This window comes from Actinoalloteichus caeruleus DSM 43889 (assembly GCF_000429185.2).
Taxonomy (GTDB): domain Bacteria; phylum Actinomycetota; class Actinomycetes; order Mycobacteriales; family Pseudonocardiaceae; genus Actinoalloteichus_B; species Actinoalloteichus_B caeruleus.
Genome location: NZ_AUBJ02000001.1, coordinates 1,944,767 through 1,958,300 on the forward strand (window position 1 = coordinate 1,944,767; position 13,534 = coordinate 1,958,300).

Below are 13,534 nucleotides of genomic sequence, written 5' to 3' on the forward strand. Positions count from 1 at the left end.
GGTGAGGCGGTCAGTGGCGGCCAGTTCGGGGTGAGGCGGACGGCGGCGGCGGTCAGTCGAGGGCGAGGCCCAGTGCCAGACAGGCGACGGCGGCGGTGGCGGTCACCGAACGGACGACGTTGGCGCGGGTCCAGCGGCGTTCGAAGGCGCGGCGGGCGGTGCTGGCGGTTCCCCCGGTGGCGGCGAGCGCGGTGTTCAGCGGCACGTTGACGGCGCCGGTGACGGCGACGGTGGTGAGGCTGAGGGCGAGTCCGGCGAGCGGCCAGGGCAGGGCGGTTCCGCCTCCGGAGGTGAGGTGGGTGGCGGCGGCGAGGGCGGCGAGGAGCGGGGTGCCGAGGAAGGGCAGGAGGAACCACGGGTTGGGGATGACCTCGTTGATCCGTCGCATCACCCGCACGAAGGTGTCGTCGTCGACGCGGCGCAGCGCGGGCATCACCCCGTAGGCGAATCCGGTGAACAGCCCGGCGACGAGCCCGCCGGTGACGGTGGCGGCGACGAGGGCGCCGGTGCCCAGCGCGCTCATCGGCGGCCTCCGGTGACCGGCGCCCGCTCCGGGCCGGTGGGGGCGGCGGGCGGGGTGGCCGCGGGGGAACCGGGGCGGGCCGGCGGCGCCGGCAGCGGGGGCGGGCGACCCGGTGTCCGGTGGCGGCCGCTGTGAGGAGGACGGGGCCCCCGGCCGCCCTGTGGTGCTGTGTCATGGTCACAGTGAACCCCGGGCTGGTGAGACGATCCATCGCCGAGAGGCTCGAGAACCTCATCGAGCGTCTAGGCTGCGGCGGTGGACGCGTTGACCGGGTTGTTGGACGGCGCTCGCGCGCGTGGCGCGTTCCTGGTGCGGTCGGTGCTGGACCCGCCGTGGTCGCTGCTGGTGCGGGACCGGGCTCCGCTGACGGTGCTGACCCCGTTGCGGGGCGAGGCGTGGGTGGTTCCGGATGCCGGGGAGGCGGCCCGGCTGCGGCCGGGGGACGTGGCCCTGCTGCGGGGTCCCGACCCGTACCGGGTGGCCAGCTCTCCGGAGCTGCCGCCGACGGTGGTCATCCACCCCGGGGACCGGTCGGCCACGGTCGGCGGGGAGGAGTTGTGCGAGCGGCTGCGTCTGGGGGCCCGGTCGTGGGGTGGGGGTTCGGCGGAGGGCACGGTCCTGGTGACGGGCACCTACCACGCGGACGCGGCGGTGGGCCGCCGGTTGCTGACGGCCCTTCCCGCCCTGGCCGTCGTCCCGGCGGAGGCGGGTGAGGGGTCGCTGGTCTCCCTGCTGGGGTGGGAGATCACGCGGGACGAGCCGGGCCAGGAGGTGTTCCTCGACCGGTTGTTGGACCTGGTGGTGGTGTCCTCGGTCCGGGCCTGGTTCACCCGGTCCGGCTCGGCCGCCCCCGGCTGGTACTCGGCGGCCGGGGATCCGGTGGTGGGTCCGGCGCTGCGGCTGCTCCACGACCGGGCGCGGGAGAACTGGACGGTGGCCGCGCTGGCCGCCGAGGTGGGGGTGTCGCGGGCGACGCTGGCACGGCGGTTCACCGAGTTGGTGGGGGAACCGCCGATGTCCTACCTGACCGACTGGCGGCTGAGCCTGGCCGCTGACCTGCTGCGCGGGTCGACGGCGACCTTGGAGGTGGTGGCGCGGCGCGTGGGTTACGGGAGTGCCTTCGCGTTGAGCACGGCGTTCCGCCGGGAGCGGGGCATGAGCCCCCGGGAGTTCCGGCGGGCCGGCGGCCGGGCCGCCGGCTGAGGCGCCCCCAGGCCGGCGGGTCGGCGGTCGGGGCCAGGTGGAGGGAGGTGCCCGCTCCCCGTGCCGGCCGCACCGTTCACAGCCGGTCCCAGGGCACCGAGGCATAGGTGTGGTGCAGCGTCCTCATCAGGTCCGGGTCGACGGGGAAGTGGTGGTCGTCGATCTGGCTGACCGGGCTCACCCCGCGCGAGTTGGTGACGAAGGCCGCGGACAGCCCGGGCAGGTCCGCCAGGCGCACCGGGCGGCGGTGTTGCGGCACGCCCCGCGCGGTCAGTCCCGCGACGAGGAGCCCTTCGGTGACACCGGCCAGCGCGGGCGCCTCCGGCCAGCGGACCTCGGTCCCGGCGAGGAAACCGATGTTGCTGACGGTGCCCTCGGTGACCAGGTCGTCCTGGCCGACGAGCAGGGCGTCGTCGAAACCGTCCTGCCTGGCCTGGCGGCCGTGGTGGAGCTGGGCGAAGGTGCCGACGTGTTTGAGGTGCGGCAGCGGGCGTTGGTAGCGGACCGAGCGGAGGCGTCGCGGAGCGGACGGTGGGTCAGCGGGTGGGCGGACGGTGACCAGCAGGGACGACGTGGGGGCGTCCTCTGGTTGGAAGGCGCTGACGCGCACGGTGGCGTCGTGGCGGGCGGCCAGGGCGTGGCGGACGCGCCGGCGGACGAGGTCGCCGTCGAGCCCGGTTCCGAAGAGTTCCCGGTTGGCGGCGTCGAGCCGGTCGAGGTGGGCGGCCAACCCCCGGACCCGTCGGTTGCGGACCTGCATCGTGGTGACGTGTCCGTAGTTGACCGTCGCGGGCAGGAGGAGCTGGTCGACGGTGGCGGGGTGGCCGTCGATCTCGGCGTGGAGCACGCCCGGTGTGTTCACGGCGAGCGATGCTAACCGGAGCTCCCCCGCGGGGTCGGCCCCTGGCGCCGGGTGCCGTGGGCCGGGGGCGCGGGACACTTGGCGAACAGCCGGGAGGGCGCGCCCCTACCGTCGGTGGGGACGGTCGGACGCGGTGGGCAGCGCGACTGAGCGCCAACCGTGAGTCCCGGCCCGGCCATGCGGGCCGCCCGTATGGGTGAGTGACGACGAATCGGTGGTGCCCTCACCCACGCGCGGATCCCCGTTGCCCCGGGGAGTGCGAGGTCGACGAGGTGCGCGGCCGCGCCCGCGGCGTGGGGACCGTACGGCTCGCGGTGGCAGGGCGAGGGAGTCGCCCGACCAGCCGGGGCCCGAGGATGCAGGGCACGGGCCGACCGGAGCTGGGGGGTCGGGCCGACCGCTGGCCCCGCCGGCGCCTGCCGGCCCTGCTCCGGCGGCGGCCGGTCACGGCCAGGCGGCGGCCAGGCCCTGCGAGCCCCTGTCCACAGCGGAGCGGGCCCCGTCCGCTCGCACGCTGGCACCCCCGCCGCCGCTACACTGAGCGACGGAGCCACTTCCCCGCGCGACCCCCCAGGACGAGGCACGTGCTGGAAGCCAGGGACGAGCAGGTCGAGGTGTCGTGGGCGGTCCCGCCGCCGAGGAGGACCATGATGGACAACACCGAACACCTGGGGCGGCGGATTCGCGCCCTGCGCCACGCCCGGGGGATGTCGCAGCAGGTCCTCGCCGACCTGTCCGGTTTCACCAAGTCCTACCTCTCCCACATCGAGACCGGCACGCGTCCGGTGGAACGCCGGTCCACGCTGGAAGCCCTCGCCGCCGCCCTGCGGGTCGCCCCGTCCGAGATCAGCGGGCCGCTCGCCTGGTCCGCACCCGACCCGGTCGCCGCCGAGGCGCGTGCGGTCACCGAGGACCTCGCCGCCGTGCTGGCCGACCACCGCGTGGGTGACGTCCCGGACCGGCCCGTCCGGCCGTGGGGCGAGGTGGCGGCCGACGTGCGCCGGCTGAACTCCGACCTGCGGCCCCGCGCCGACTACGCGGCCCAGGGGTACCTGCTTCCCCGGCTCGTCGAGGAACTTCTCGTGACAGCGGGCCGTGCGTCCTCGCCACACCGCACCGACGCCCTGGTCGCGCTGGCCGACTGCTACCACGCGGCGGCGGTCATCGCGAAGAACACCGGGGTCCGCCCCCTGGCGTGGGTGGCGGCCGACCGGCTCATGGGCGTCGCCGAGCGCCTGGGACGGCCCGAGCACACCGCGCACGCGCTGTGGGTTCGCACGCACATGATCGGCGGAGTGGGGCGGGAACGTCAGATCCGGCAGGCGGGCCGCTGGCTGGATCTGCTCGCGGACGAGATGTCCGACCACCGGGTGGCGCAGGCGGCGGGGCAGCTGCACCTGACGGCGGCGTTCGCGCACGCGACCCTCGCCGACGCCCGAGGTGCCGCCGACCACCTCCACGAGGCGGAGGTGGTGGCGAACCGGCTCTCCTCCGACGCCGGACGTTTCGGCTACCTGTGGTTCGGCCGCACCAACGTCACGTTCTGGCGGGTCTCGATCGCGGCGGAACTCGGGGAGCACACCCTGGTGGAACGGCTCGCCGAGGGCGTCGACCCGGGCACGCTGCCCGACCGGGGCCGGCAGGCGCAGTTCTACTCCGACTACGGCCGTTCCCTTGTCCGGGCGGGCCGGACCCGGGAGCGGGGGGTCCGGGTGCTTCGCCGCGCCGAGGAACTCGCGCCGCAGCTGACCAGGAACAATCCCCTGGTGCGGGAGGCCGTGCGTTTCGTTCTGGGCCGCCGGCTCGCCGAGCCCGCCGCACGGGAGGCAAGGGGGATGGCCCACCGCATGGGCGTCGCGGCCTGAGGGCGACGGCTCGGCGCGGAACCCTGCCCCCCGTCCTCCCGATTCCCGGGTCGACGGATGGCGGGCGGGACGGTCGGTCGTGGGTGGGAGCTCGCCGGACCGTGCTGGTGCCCGGGTGGCCGATGTGGCCGGCGGCGACGGCAGCACCAGCGTTCCCGGTGTTCGCGCCCCCGGCACGGCGGCGATCGGACCAGCGCGCCGGTGGGTGCGATCGACCGTCAGGGTGTGCCGCCGACCTCGTTCCCCCTCGTCCTCGCGGCACCCTCGGAACGCCGGTCAGGGCTTCTGGGGGCCGTCGGAGGCGGCGGCCCCCTTGCTCACGGGGTGGCGGGGCGGCGGGGTGGTGGTTCCGCCGGCGCCGGTCGGGGCGGTGGGCGCGCCGCCCCGACCGCCCCGACCAGCGGGACCGGTCAGCGCATCGTCATGGCCCGGCGGCGGAACACCACCAGGGAAACCACCAGCAGCACCGCCGCCATCCCCAACAGCACGGCCGTCTCCACCAGCACCTCGCCCGCGCCCTGCCCGGGGCGGGCGAGGGTCAGCAGGCCGTCCATCGCCCAGGCGTGCGGGAACAGGTAGCCGACGGTGGTGAGGGTCTCCCCGGCCACCTCACGCGGCCACAGGCACCCGCCGAGCATCCCGAGCACGATCCCGACCGGCGGGCCGATCGCCGGGGCCTGGGACGGGGAGCGGACCAGGCTGCCGACCAGCATGGCGGCCCCGGTGGCCACCAGGCAGAAGGCACCCACCACCACGGCGACGCCCAGCGGGTCGCCCCAGGAGACGTCGAACATCAGGGCGCTGACGACGATGATGAGCAGGGCCTGCCCCACCGCCACCACCAGCCGGCTCAACGCCTCCCCCGCCAGCACGGTGCTCGGCCGGACGGGGGCGGCCAGTGAGCGGCGGACCATGCCCAGCCGGCGGGTCTCGACCAGCGCGGCGGCCACCGCCATCGAGTTGATGAAGGTGAACAGCACGAGGTTCGCCGGCGCGGTGTAGGCGAACCCCCTCGGGTCCGTTCCCTGGCCGGCGTCGTCGGGGGCGCGGGCCTCCACCCCGGCCAGGTCCTCCCGGGCGGCCCGCACGGACGCGGCGGCCTCCTCGGGGGTGGCCCCGGCCGCCTCGGCGGCGCGGGTGGCCTCCAGGACGGCCGAGACCCGGCCCACGGCGACGTCGACGGCGCCACGGGCGGCCATGCCGGTGCCGTTGGTTTGGGTCATGACGAGTTCCAGCTCGGTGGAGCCCGGTGGGATGAGCAGGCCCACGGCCAGGCGTCCCTCCCGCACGCCGGCCCGCACCTCCTCCTCGGTGTCCCGGCGTTCCACGTCGAGGTTCGGGCTGGCCGCCAGCTCCTCCAGCACGGCAGCCGCGACCGGGTCGTCGTTCCCGGCGACCACCCCCACGGGCAGCCGGGTCCCCCCGTCCGACCCGCCGCCGAGGGCGAGACCGACGAAGGCGATGGTCACGAAGGGCATGACGAGCATGAAGAACAGGCCGGTGCGGTCCCGGGCCTGGCGTCGCAGGTTCGCCGCCACCAGGGCCAGGATCGGCCGGGGTCGCCGACGGGACGGGCTCATCCGAGGAGTCCTTTCCGGAACCGGAGGGCCGCCAGGCTCCCGGCGACGACGGCGATCAGGCAGACCACACCGATCGGGCCGGCCACGGAGGCGAGGTCACCGCCGGCGGCGAGGCCGGCCAGCCCGGTCGACGTCCACCCGTTGGGGGTGAACAGGGCGAGTGCCTGGAGGAAGTCCGGCAGGGCGTGGAGGGGGACGAGGCTGCCGCCGAGGATCCCGGAGGCGAAGGCGATGCCCAGGTTGTACCCGTCGGCCTGGGCGTCGGTCCTGGCGTTGCCGGCGACGAGCATGGTGATCGCGGTGGCGGCGAGCACGTGCGCCCCGCACAGCGCCAGCACGGCCAGCGGGTCCCCCCAGCTCAACCCGAAGAACAGCACCGAGGAGGCCCAGGTGGCGCAGACGCTGGTCATGGCGAGCAGGAAACCGACGATCCCCTTGCCGACGACCGGTGTCCACCGGGGCACCGGGGCGACCCGCAGCCGGCTGAGCGTGCCCAACTGCCGGTCGGTGAGCAGGCCGCGGGTTGAGGTCGAGACCACCAGGTAGGCGAAGAGCACCGCCATCCCCGACGCGTAGTGGACGGCGCCGTCGACCTTGCCGCCGGCCATCGGGTCGGCGTCGAGGGTGAGGGTGGGGCCGGCGGCACCGTTCTCCTCCACGAAGAGCCGCACCTCGTCGGCCGGAACACCGGCGTCCAGGGAGGCCCGCACGGCCAGGGTCCTGGCCTCGACGAGCGCGGAGATCTGGTCCACCATGCTGTTGGCGATCACCCCGGCCAGCGGGGTCGAGTCGGAGGTGAGCACGGTGACCTCGCCGCCCTCGCCCGCTCCCACGCTGTCGCTGAAGCCCGGGGGGAAGACGATCGCCGCGCCGATCTCGCCGTCGTCGACGGCCACGCCGGCCTGGTCCTCGTCGTCGTAGTCGCGCAGCGTGAGGACGTCCCGGAGTTCGTCGGTGGCCAGCGCCTCACGCCGGACGCTGGTGGGGAACTCGCCGCCGTCGAGGTCGACGATGCCGATCGACGCGCGCAGCGGCGGGTCCTCACCTCCGAGCGCGAGACCGAACAGGGAGGCCAGGGCGACGGGGGCGACCAGGGCGAGCAGCAGGGCCGTGCCGTCGCGGAGCCGGGAGCGGAGTTCGTGGCCGCTCACCACGAGAAGTGATCTGATCATGTCCCGTTCAGTCCCGGAGGGTGCTGCCGGTCAGGTGCAGGAAGGCGGCCTCGAGGTCGGGCTCGGTGATCTCGACTCCGGTGATCGTGGCCACCCCCTCGACCGCGCCGATGAAGGTGGGCAGCAGGTGTCTGCTGCCCTCGGCGAGCAGGCGGAGGCTGGACGTCCCGGTGGGCACCGCCTCGGTGACCCCGGCGACGGCCCGGAGTTTGTCGGCGGCGGCGGTCAGGTCCCCGTCGAGCACCAGTTCGACCCGGTCGGAGGTGCCCAGCCGGGACACCAGTTCCCGTTTGGTGCCCTCGGCCACCAGCCGGCCCTTGTCGATGATGCCGACCCGCTGGCACACCCGTTCCACCTCCTCCATGTAGTGGGAGGTGTAGAGCAGGCTCATGCCCCCGGCGACCAGCTCGTCGACCCCTTCCAGGATGGCGTTGCGGCTCTGCGGGTCGACGCCGACGGTGGGCTCGTCGAGGATGAGGAGGGTGGGTTCGTGGAGCAGGGCGGCTCCGATGTTGATGCGCCGTTGCATGCCACCCGAGTAGTCGCCGACCTTGTCGTCGGCGCGGCCGGTGAGCCCCACCAGGTCGAGGACCTCCGCGATGCGGTACTGGAGTGCCCGGCGGGCCAGGCCGTAGAGGCGTCCGAAGTAGCGGAGGTTCTCCCGCCCGGTCAGTTCCGGATAGAGGGCGATCTCCTGCGGCACGTACCCGATGCGGGCTTTGGCGGCCCTCGGGTCCTGGGCGAGGGCGTGGCCGGCGACGTGGACGCTGCCGGCGTCGGGACGCAGCAGCCCGGAGAGCATGGAGATGGTGGTGGTCTTCCCGGCTCCGTTGGGCCCGAGCAGGCCGTAGGCCTCGCCGCGGGCGATGGTGAGGCTGATCGAGTCGACGGCCAGGTGGTGGTCGAACCGCTTGGTCAGGTCCTGGCAGACCAGGGCATCCGTCACTGGCCGGCCTCCTGCGCGCGGCCACCGATCCCGACCGGGGCGCAGGCCGGGGCGAGGTCGCCCCGGGACAACTGCCGGTCCGGGCCGTTACCGGCCTGGAGGTCGTGGGCGTCGGTGTGGGTGATCTCCTCGTCCGGCACCCTGTCGTCCACCGGGTCGCCGCCCCGCTCCTTCGAGGACGCGGGGGTGCCCGCGCCGCCCGTCACGCGTGGCCGGCTGGGCCGGTGCGCGTCGGGCCGGTGGTGGACCGGGGCGGGGTGCCGCACCCACCCGCGCGGGTGGGTGCCCCGGACCGCGTCGTCCGCGCGGTTCGGGGTCTCCCCGGTGAGGACGGCGACGGCGCGGGCGCCCGGGAAACCGGTCGGGGTGTTGAACTCGGGCGGGGTGAGGCCCCCGACCGGGTCGCCGTCGGGGTCATGGTCGCTGATCCCGCTGGCCGCTCCCTCGGGCGCGTCCGTGAGCGGGCGGGCTAACGCGGTGGGTTCGCCGCCCGGGTCGGCGGCGTCGAGCGTTCCGGGGGTGGACCCGCCCGGATCGACGAGCACGTCCTGCGGTGGTGGTGCGAGGGACATCACGCGGCTCCTCCTGTGGTGGTGGGAAGACCACGGCCATCGCCAGGGGACCGAAGTGGTCTGGTGCCGTGACGCGTGGTCGTGGTGTTCGCCGCCGGATCCGGCGGCGAAGGGGTTCGGGCTGGGGGGCGCGGGAGACGGGGGACCGCCCGGCCGCCCGGGAGGGGCGGTCCGGTTCCGGACCGGCCACGGCCGTTCCCTGGCCCAGGCCGGCGGGCCGCGAGCTGGAGGTCCCGGGCGTGTGCCGCCGAGCCGTGGAGTTCCCGCCGGTGGGGCACGACGCCCCCGTGCGGGAGGCCTGGCGGACCGTTCGGCCGGCGGCTCCCCGACACACCGGGCACGGTCCACCGGAGGGGTGCCAGCGTCAGGAACAGGGCCAGCGGAAACGCCGGGCCACGCCGTCGCGGGGCCCGGGCCACCGGATGGCTCCCGGAATGGTCAGTCGCGGTGGGCTCCCTCGGGCCAGACGACCGTGACGGGCACCCCGCGTTCCCGGGCAGCCCGGACCACGTCGGCCGTTCCCCCGTAGCCCCGCGCCGGTTCCCCGTCCCACACGGCCACCAGTTCGTCGGCCTCCTCCACCATCCGCACCCCCGCCCGCATGTGGGACTCCGAGGTGGAACGCTGGTAACCCAGCCGCACCACGTCGGTGGCCCTGGCCAGCAGGGCGTCGTAGACGGGGCGGTGCCCGGCGGGCAGGCTGTCGCGGTACTGGGCGGCCGGGACGACGACGACCAGTGACCCGCCGGCGTCGAGGACGGACCGGGCGAAGAGGGTGTCCGCCCCGTCGGCGACGCACGACATCCCCACCAGCAGCTCGTCGGCTCGCTTGGCGAGGGTGCGCCGCAGCTCGGTGGCCACGAGTTCCTCGGTGTCCGGGCCGAGTCCTCGGTGCCCGGTGATGGCCAAGCAGGTCATCGGTCCTCCCGTCAGTCGGTCACGGTCAGCTCCTCGTTGAGGGCCGTGGCGCCGCCACGGCGGGGCAGGGCCGTGTGGAGGGCACGGACCCGGACCAGGATGCGTTCGCTGCCCAGGTCCCGCCCGACGCGCAGCGCTTCGGCGGCCAGCCGGTCGCTTTCCTCCCACCGGCCCGCGCTGGCCAGGGCACTGGCCTGGTCGAGCTGCGCCAGGGCCCGGGGTTTGGGTGCGGTCAGGGCGGGTGCCGCCGCTGCGAGGGCACCCATCGCGCCCCGGGTGTCCCCGAGGCGGGCCAGCGCGGTCGCCCGGTGGCGGGCCGCCCTGGCGTCGTCGAAGGCGAACACCCAGGGCCACACCGGTTCCACCCGGCCGCTGCCGGCGTCCCGTTCGGCACGCCGCAGCGCCACCGCAGTCGCCCTGCGGTCGCCCAGGGCCGCGTGGCCGACGGCGTGCAGCGAGGAGAGCCAGGACCGGGCGACGGGTGGGGACGACGCGCCGAGCTGGGTGGTGGCGCGGTCCAACAGGGCCACCCCGTCCCGGGGCTGGCCGGTCTCCACCACGTACTGGCCGAGGGAGCCGACCATGTAGGCGACCAGCAGCGGGTTGTCCGCCCGTTCGGCGTGCCGCACCGCCCGCGCGTAGTGCCGCCGCGCGGTGTCGACGTCTCCCCGGTCGGCGGCGAGCCAGGCGCAGAGGCCGGCGATCTCGGACAGGACGGTGTAGCCCTCGGGGGTGCGGCACCGGGTGCGGACGACCTCGCCGGCGAGGGTCAGGTGCGCCTCGGCGGCCGGGCCGAGGCTGGCCGAGGACACCGTCTGCTCCATCCGGCGGTAGTGGGCGGTGGGGCCGGCGAGGGAGGCGAGCAGGTCCCGGGCGTTCCCCCCGGCGGCGGCCCGGCGGTGCGACGCGGGTGGGGAGTGGTCCGCTTCGGGCGGGGCGGTGGTGGGGCCTGGGGATAACCGCCGTGCCCTGGCGGGCCGGGTGAACCCGAGTTCCCGGTCGGTGGCGGCCCCGAGGACGTCGCGCAGCGCGGCGCGGTAGTGGGCGGCCGGCCACCGGATCACGCCCCGCTCCCACTTGCCGATGTGGTTGGCGTTCACCGGGGTGATGTGGCGTCCCCCGCTGAGGCGGTTCACCTGGACGTTCACCGCGTCCGCGAGTTCCTGCCTCGTCATCGACTCGCCGGGCGACGAGGGCGACTGGGCGCCTTCCCGCGCGGTGCGCAGGAGGGCGTTGTCCTCCGACACTGCTGGCTCCTCCGCTGGCCGTGCGCGGGAGTGTATCGAGTGCGCGGGGTCCGATGTGAGGTGTTCGCGGTACTCGTCCCCCGACTGCCGGAACGCCGGCCCCCTCCCCCGACGCGGTCCCACGGGGGTGCGGGTGTCCCGGCCGGAAGCGGCCGGGGCGGGCGCCCGAACCGGCCGGTGCGGCGAGCACGGCCACCGCACGGGCGCTGCGCGAGGAGCGGTCCGGCCACTTCCGGGACGGGCCAGGAACGGCCAGGTCGACGGCGCGGCCGGCGCGGGACGCCGCCGGCCACCCCGGACGCCGCCGTCCGACGGGCCGCCGGGTCGCCGGGCCGCCGGGTTGGCTGGCTTCGCTGGCTCGCTGGTCAGGTGGTCCTCGGCCAGGCCCTTGACGGGCACCGGACTTCCACCTCGAAGCGAGCACGTCGAGAACGCGGCTCGTCATGCGTTGGCCGTGCCGACGGTGCGGGCTCCTCGGTTCGTCCGGACCCGGTCTCGGCTGGACTCCCGGTCGGCGAACACGCACGCGCGCCGGACGGCGCGGACGAGGGAGCGCCCGCCGGGCGGAGGACGGCCCGGCGGAGCAGGCGGAACGCCATCGTGGCTCCCGACGATCGCCCCGACCGTCGATGTCGATCGACGCCACCGGTGGCGTCGGCTACCGGAGAGGACACCCCGGGTGCGCGTTCCCCGCACGGGGAACCGGGGCGTCCTCGGCGGCGGTCAGCTCCCCGTGGCCGTCCCGGGCGCCCACCCCGGCGGCAGCGGCTCGGGCATGGGGAAGGAACCACGCACGGTGTCGAACTCGCCGGCGGCGGCCGATCGTTCGATCGCCGTCATCAACTCCAGGACGTGCAACCCCAGCTCGCCACTCGCCCGGTGCGGGGTGCCGGCCCGCAGCGAGCGGACCATGTCCACGACGCCGAGGCCCCGCCCGGCGGAGGGAACCGGGGGCGCGGCCACCCGCCACTCCTCGTCGCCCCGGTCCCGGATCCGCACCTCACCGGCGAAGTGGTTGGGGTCGGGCAGGGCCAGGGTGGCCTCGGTCCCGGTGACCTCCACGAACCCGTGCCGGCGCAGCGGGGAGTCGAAGCTGAACAGCAGCGTCGCCGCCGGTCCTCCCGCGTACTCGACCAACGCGGAGACGTGCGTGGGCACCTCCACGCGGAACTCGGTGCCCGCCCGGTCACCGGCGACGATCCGCCGCGTCGTCAGCGCCTGCCGGCCCACCGCTCCCACCCGGTGCGCGGGCCCGAACAGCGACGCCAGGACCGTCAGGTAGTAGGGGCCGAGGTCGAACAGCGGGCCGGCGCCCCGCTGGAAGAGGAACGCCGGGTTGGGGTGCCACCGGTCCGGGCCCGGTTCCTGCACCAGCGCGAGCGCCGTCAGCGGGGTGCCGATGGCCCCGGCGTCGATGAGCCGCCGAGCCGCCTGGAAACCCGTGCCGAGCACGGTGTCCGGGGCGCACCCCAGTCGGCGGCCGACCCGGCCGGCCTGGGCGACCAGGGCCCGGCCGTCCTCCAGGTCCAGGGTCAGCGGCTTCTCGTTCCACACGTGCAGCCCGGCCTCCAACGCCGCCGAGGCCACCTCGACGTGGGCGGCGGGAACGGTCAGGTTCACCACCAGCTCCACCCCGGGGTGTTCCAGGGCCTGCCCGAACGTCCCCGAGGCCGGCACCCCGTACCGGGCGGCCTGGGCGGCGGCGCGGTCGACGTCGAGGTCGGCGCAGAACAGCACCGAGACCTCCGGGAACGAGGTCAGGTTCGTCAGGTACTGGTCGCTGATCGACCCGCAGCCCACGACGGCGACACCGAGCGGCGCCACCGGGTCCGGGGCCGTCACCGGTCGCTCCCGCCGCCGGCCGGGTGGGCGAACCCGTTGTCCCGCAGCCAGTCGAGGCTGTCCCCGACCGCCGCGAGGACGTCGGTGGCGCAGTCGTCGAGTTCGACGACCCGCCACTCCACCGCCGGGTTCGCCGTGAGGACCTCCGCGACGGGCATGCGTCCCGCGCCGACGGCGGTCATCGGGTCGGTCCTGGTCACCGGCCCGTCCTTGACGTGCAGGTACCGGACCCGGTCCCCCAGCCGTCGGAGCAGGGCGGGCACGTCCTGCCCGGCCACCGCCGCCCAGTAGGTGTCCACTTCCAACACCACCTCGGGGGCGAGGGCGTCGGCGAGCACCACCAGCGCGGGGGTGCCGTCCACGTCGGTGAACTCGAACTCGTGGTTGTGGTAGCCGAGCCGCAGACCCGCGTCGGCCGCCCGGGACGCCACCGCGTTCAGCTCGGCGGCCAGCGCCGTGACCGCGTCCCGGTCGCCGAACCGCTCCGGCGGCGCGACCGGCACGATGACCGTGTCGGCGCCGACCGTCCGGGCCCCGTCGAACAGGGCGTCCACGTCCTCCGACAGGACGGGGGCGTGGACGGCGCAGACGGCCAGGCCGGCCGCGTCGAGATCGTCACGCAGCCCGGGGGCGTCGGTGAGCACGTCGAACGGTTCCACCGCGCCGTAACCGAACCCGGCGAGGGCGGCCAGCACGCCGACGCGGTCAGCGGCCAGCTGCTCCCGCACCGTGTAGAGCTGCACCGCTGGGGGTGTCGAGAGGATCGGACTGGTCGGATCGGACATCTGCACCTCCTGTCAGGAC

Annotated in this window: 12 protein-coding genes; 2 read left to right on the forward strand and 10 right to left on the reverse strand. The window is 75.4% G+C overall.

Features of this window, described 5'->3' with window-relative positions:
- Positions 1 to 52: 52 nt before the first annotated feature.
- Positions 53 to 523: an anthrone oxygenase family protein gene (locus G443_RS06675; RefSeq protein WP_026420464.1), complete on the reverse strand. Its 471-nt coding sequence runs from the start codon at positions 521 to 523 to the stop codon at positions 53 to 55.
- A 255-nt stretch (positions 524 to 778) separates the two neighbouring features.
- Here G443_RS06675 and G443_RS06680 point away from each other — a divergent pair, with 255 nt between their 5' ends.
- The gene (locus G443_RS06680) at positions 779 to 1,726 is read left to right on the forward strand and encodes an AraC family transcriptional regulator (RefSeq protein WP_026420465.1); all 948 of its coding nucleotides are present in this window, start codon (positions 779 to 781) and stop codon (positions 1,724 to 1,726) included.
- A gap of 76 nt (positions 1,727 to 1,802) precedes the next feature.
- Here the strand turns inward: G443_RS06680 and G443_RS06685 are convergent, their stop codons facing one another.
- The gene (locus tag G443_RS06685; protein WP_245588954.1) at positions 1,803 to 2,588 is read right to left on the reverse strand and encodes an aminotransferase class IV family protein; all 786 of its coding nucleotides are present in this window, start codon (positions 2,586 to 2,588) and stop codon (positions 1,803 to 1,805) included.
- 584 nt (positions 2,589 to 3,172) lie between these two features.
- Here G443_RS06685 and G443_RS06690 point away from each other — a divergent pair.
- Entirely contained in the window at positions 3,173 to 4,453 is a 1,281-nt protein-coding gene (locus G443_RS06690) for a helix-turn-helix domain-containing protein (RefSeq protein ID WP_051314342.1), read from the forward strand.
- Positions 4,454 to 4,863: 410 nt separating this feature from the next.
- Here G443_RS06690 and G443_RS06695 read toward each other — a convergent pair whose 3' ends face one another.
- The 8 genes from G443_RS06695 to G443_RS06730 all read right to left on the reverse strand — a co-directional run bounded on the left by G443_RS06695 (position 4,864) and on the right by G443_RS06730 (position 13,515).
- Positions 4,864 to 6,033 (reverse strand): ABC transporter permease, encoded by a 1,170-nt coding sequence (locus tag G443_RS06695; protein ID WP_026420468.1) that lies wholly within the window; start codon positions 6,031 to 6,033, stop codon positions 4,864 to 4,866.
- Positions 6,030 to 7,205: an ABC transporter permease gene (locus G443_RS06700; protein ID WP_035293037.1), complete on the reverse strand. Its 1,176-nt coding sequence runs from the start codon at positions 7,203 to 7,205 to the stop codon at positions 6,030 to 6,032. The genes G443_RS06695 and G443_RS06700 overlap by 4 nt, the downstream gene beginning before the upstream one ends.
- Positions 7,206 to 7,212: 7 nt before the next feature.
- A complete protein-coding gene (locus tag G443_RS06705; RefSeq protein WP_026420470.1) occupies positions 7,213 to 8,151 on the reverse strand; it encodes an ABC transporter ATP-binding protein in 939 nt (312 codons plus the stop codon).
- Positions 8,148 to 8,723, reverse strand: coding sequence for a hypothetical protein (locus tag G443_RS06710; RefSeq protein WP_026420471.1), 576 nt, complete (start codon positions 8,721 to 8,723; stop codon positions 8,148 to 8,150). Before G443_RS06710 ends, G443_RS06705 begins: the two co-directional genes overlap by 4 nt.
- A gap of 438 nt (positions 8,724 to 9,161) precedes the next feature.
- Positions 9,162 to 9,641 (reverse strand): hypothetical protein, encoded by a 480-nt coding sequence (locus G443_RS06715; RefSeq protein ID WP_026420472.1) that lies wholly within the window; start codon positions 9,639 to 9,641, stop codon positions 9,162 to 9,164.
- Between the two features lie 11 nt (positions 9,642 to 9,652).
- Positions 9,653 to 10,888 (reverse strand): NsdA family TPR-like regulatory protein, encoded by a 1,236-nt coding sequence (locus G443_RS06720; RefSeq protein ID WP_245588955.1) that lies wholly within the window; start codon positions 10,886 to 10,888, stop codon positions 9,653 to 9,655.
- A gap of 723 nt (positions 10,889 to 11,611) precedes the next feature.
- Positions 11,612 to 12,730, reverse strand: a complete 1,119-nt coding sequence (locus G443_RS06725) for a Gfo/Idh/MocA family protein (RefSeq protein ID WP_026420474.1) — start codon at positions 12,728 to 12,730, stop codon at positions 11,612 to 11,614.
- Complete coding sequence (locus tag G443_RS06730; RefSeq protein ID WP_026420475.1) at positions 12,727 to 13,515, reverse strand: sugar phosphate isomerase/epimerase family protein; 789 nt, start codon at positions 13,513 to 13,515, stop codon at positions 12,727 to 12,729. Before G443_RS06730 ends, G443_RS06725 begins: the two co-directional genes overlap by 4 nt.
- Between the last annotated feature and the right edge of the window lie 19 nt (positions 13,516 to 13,534).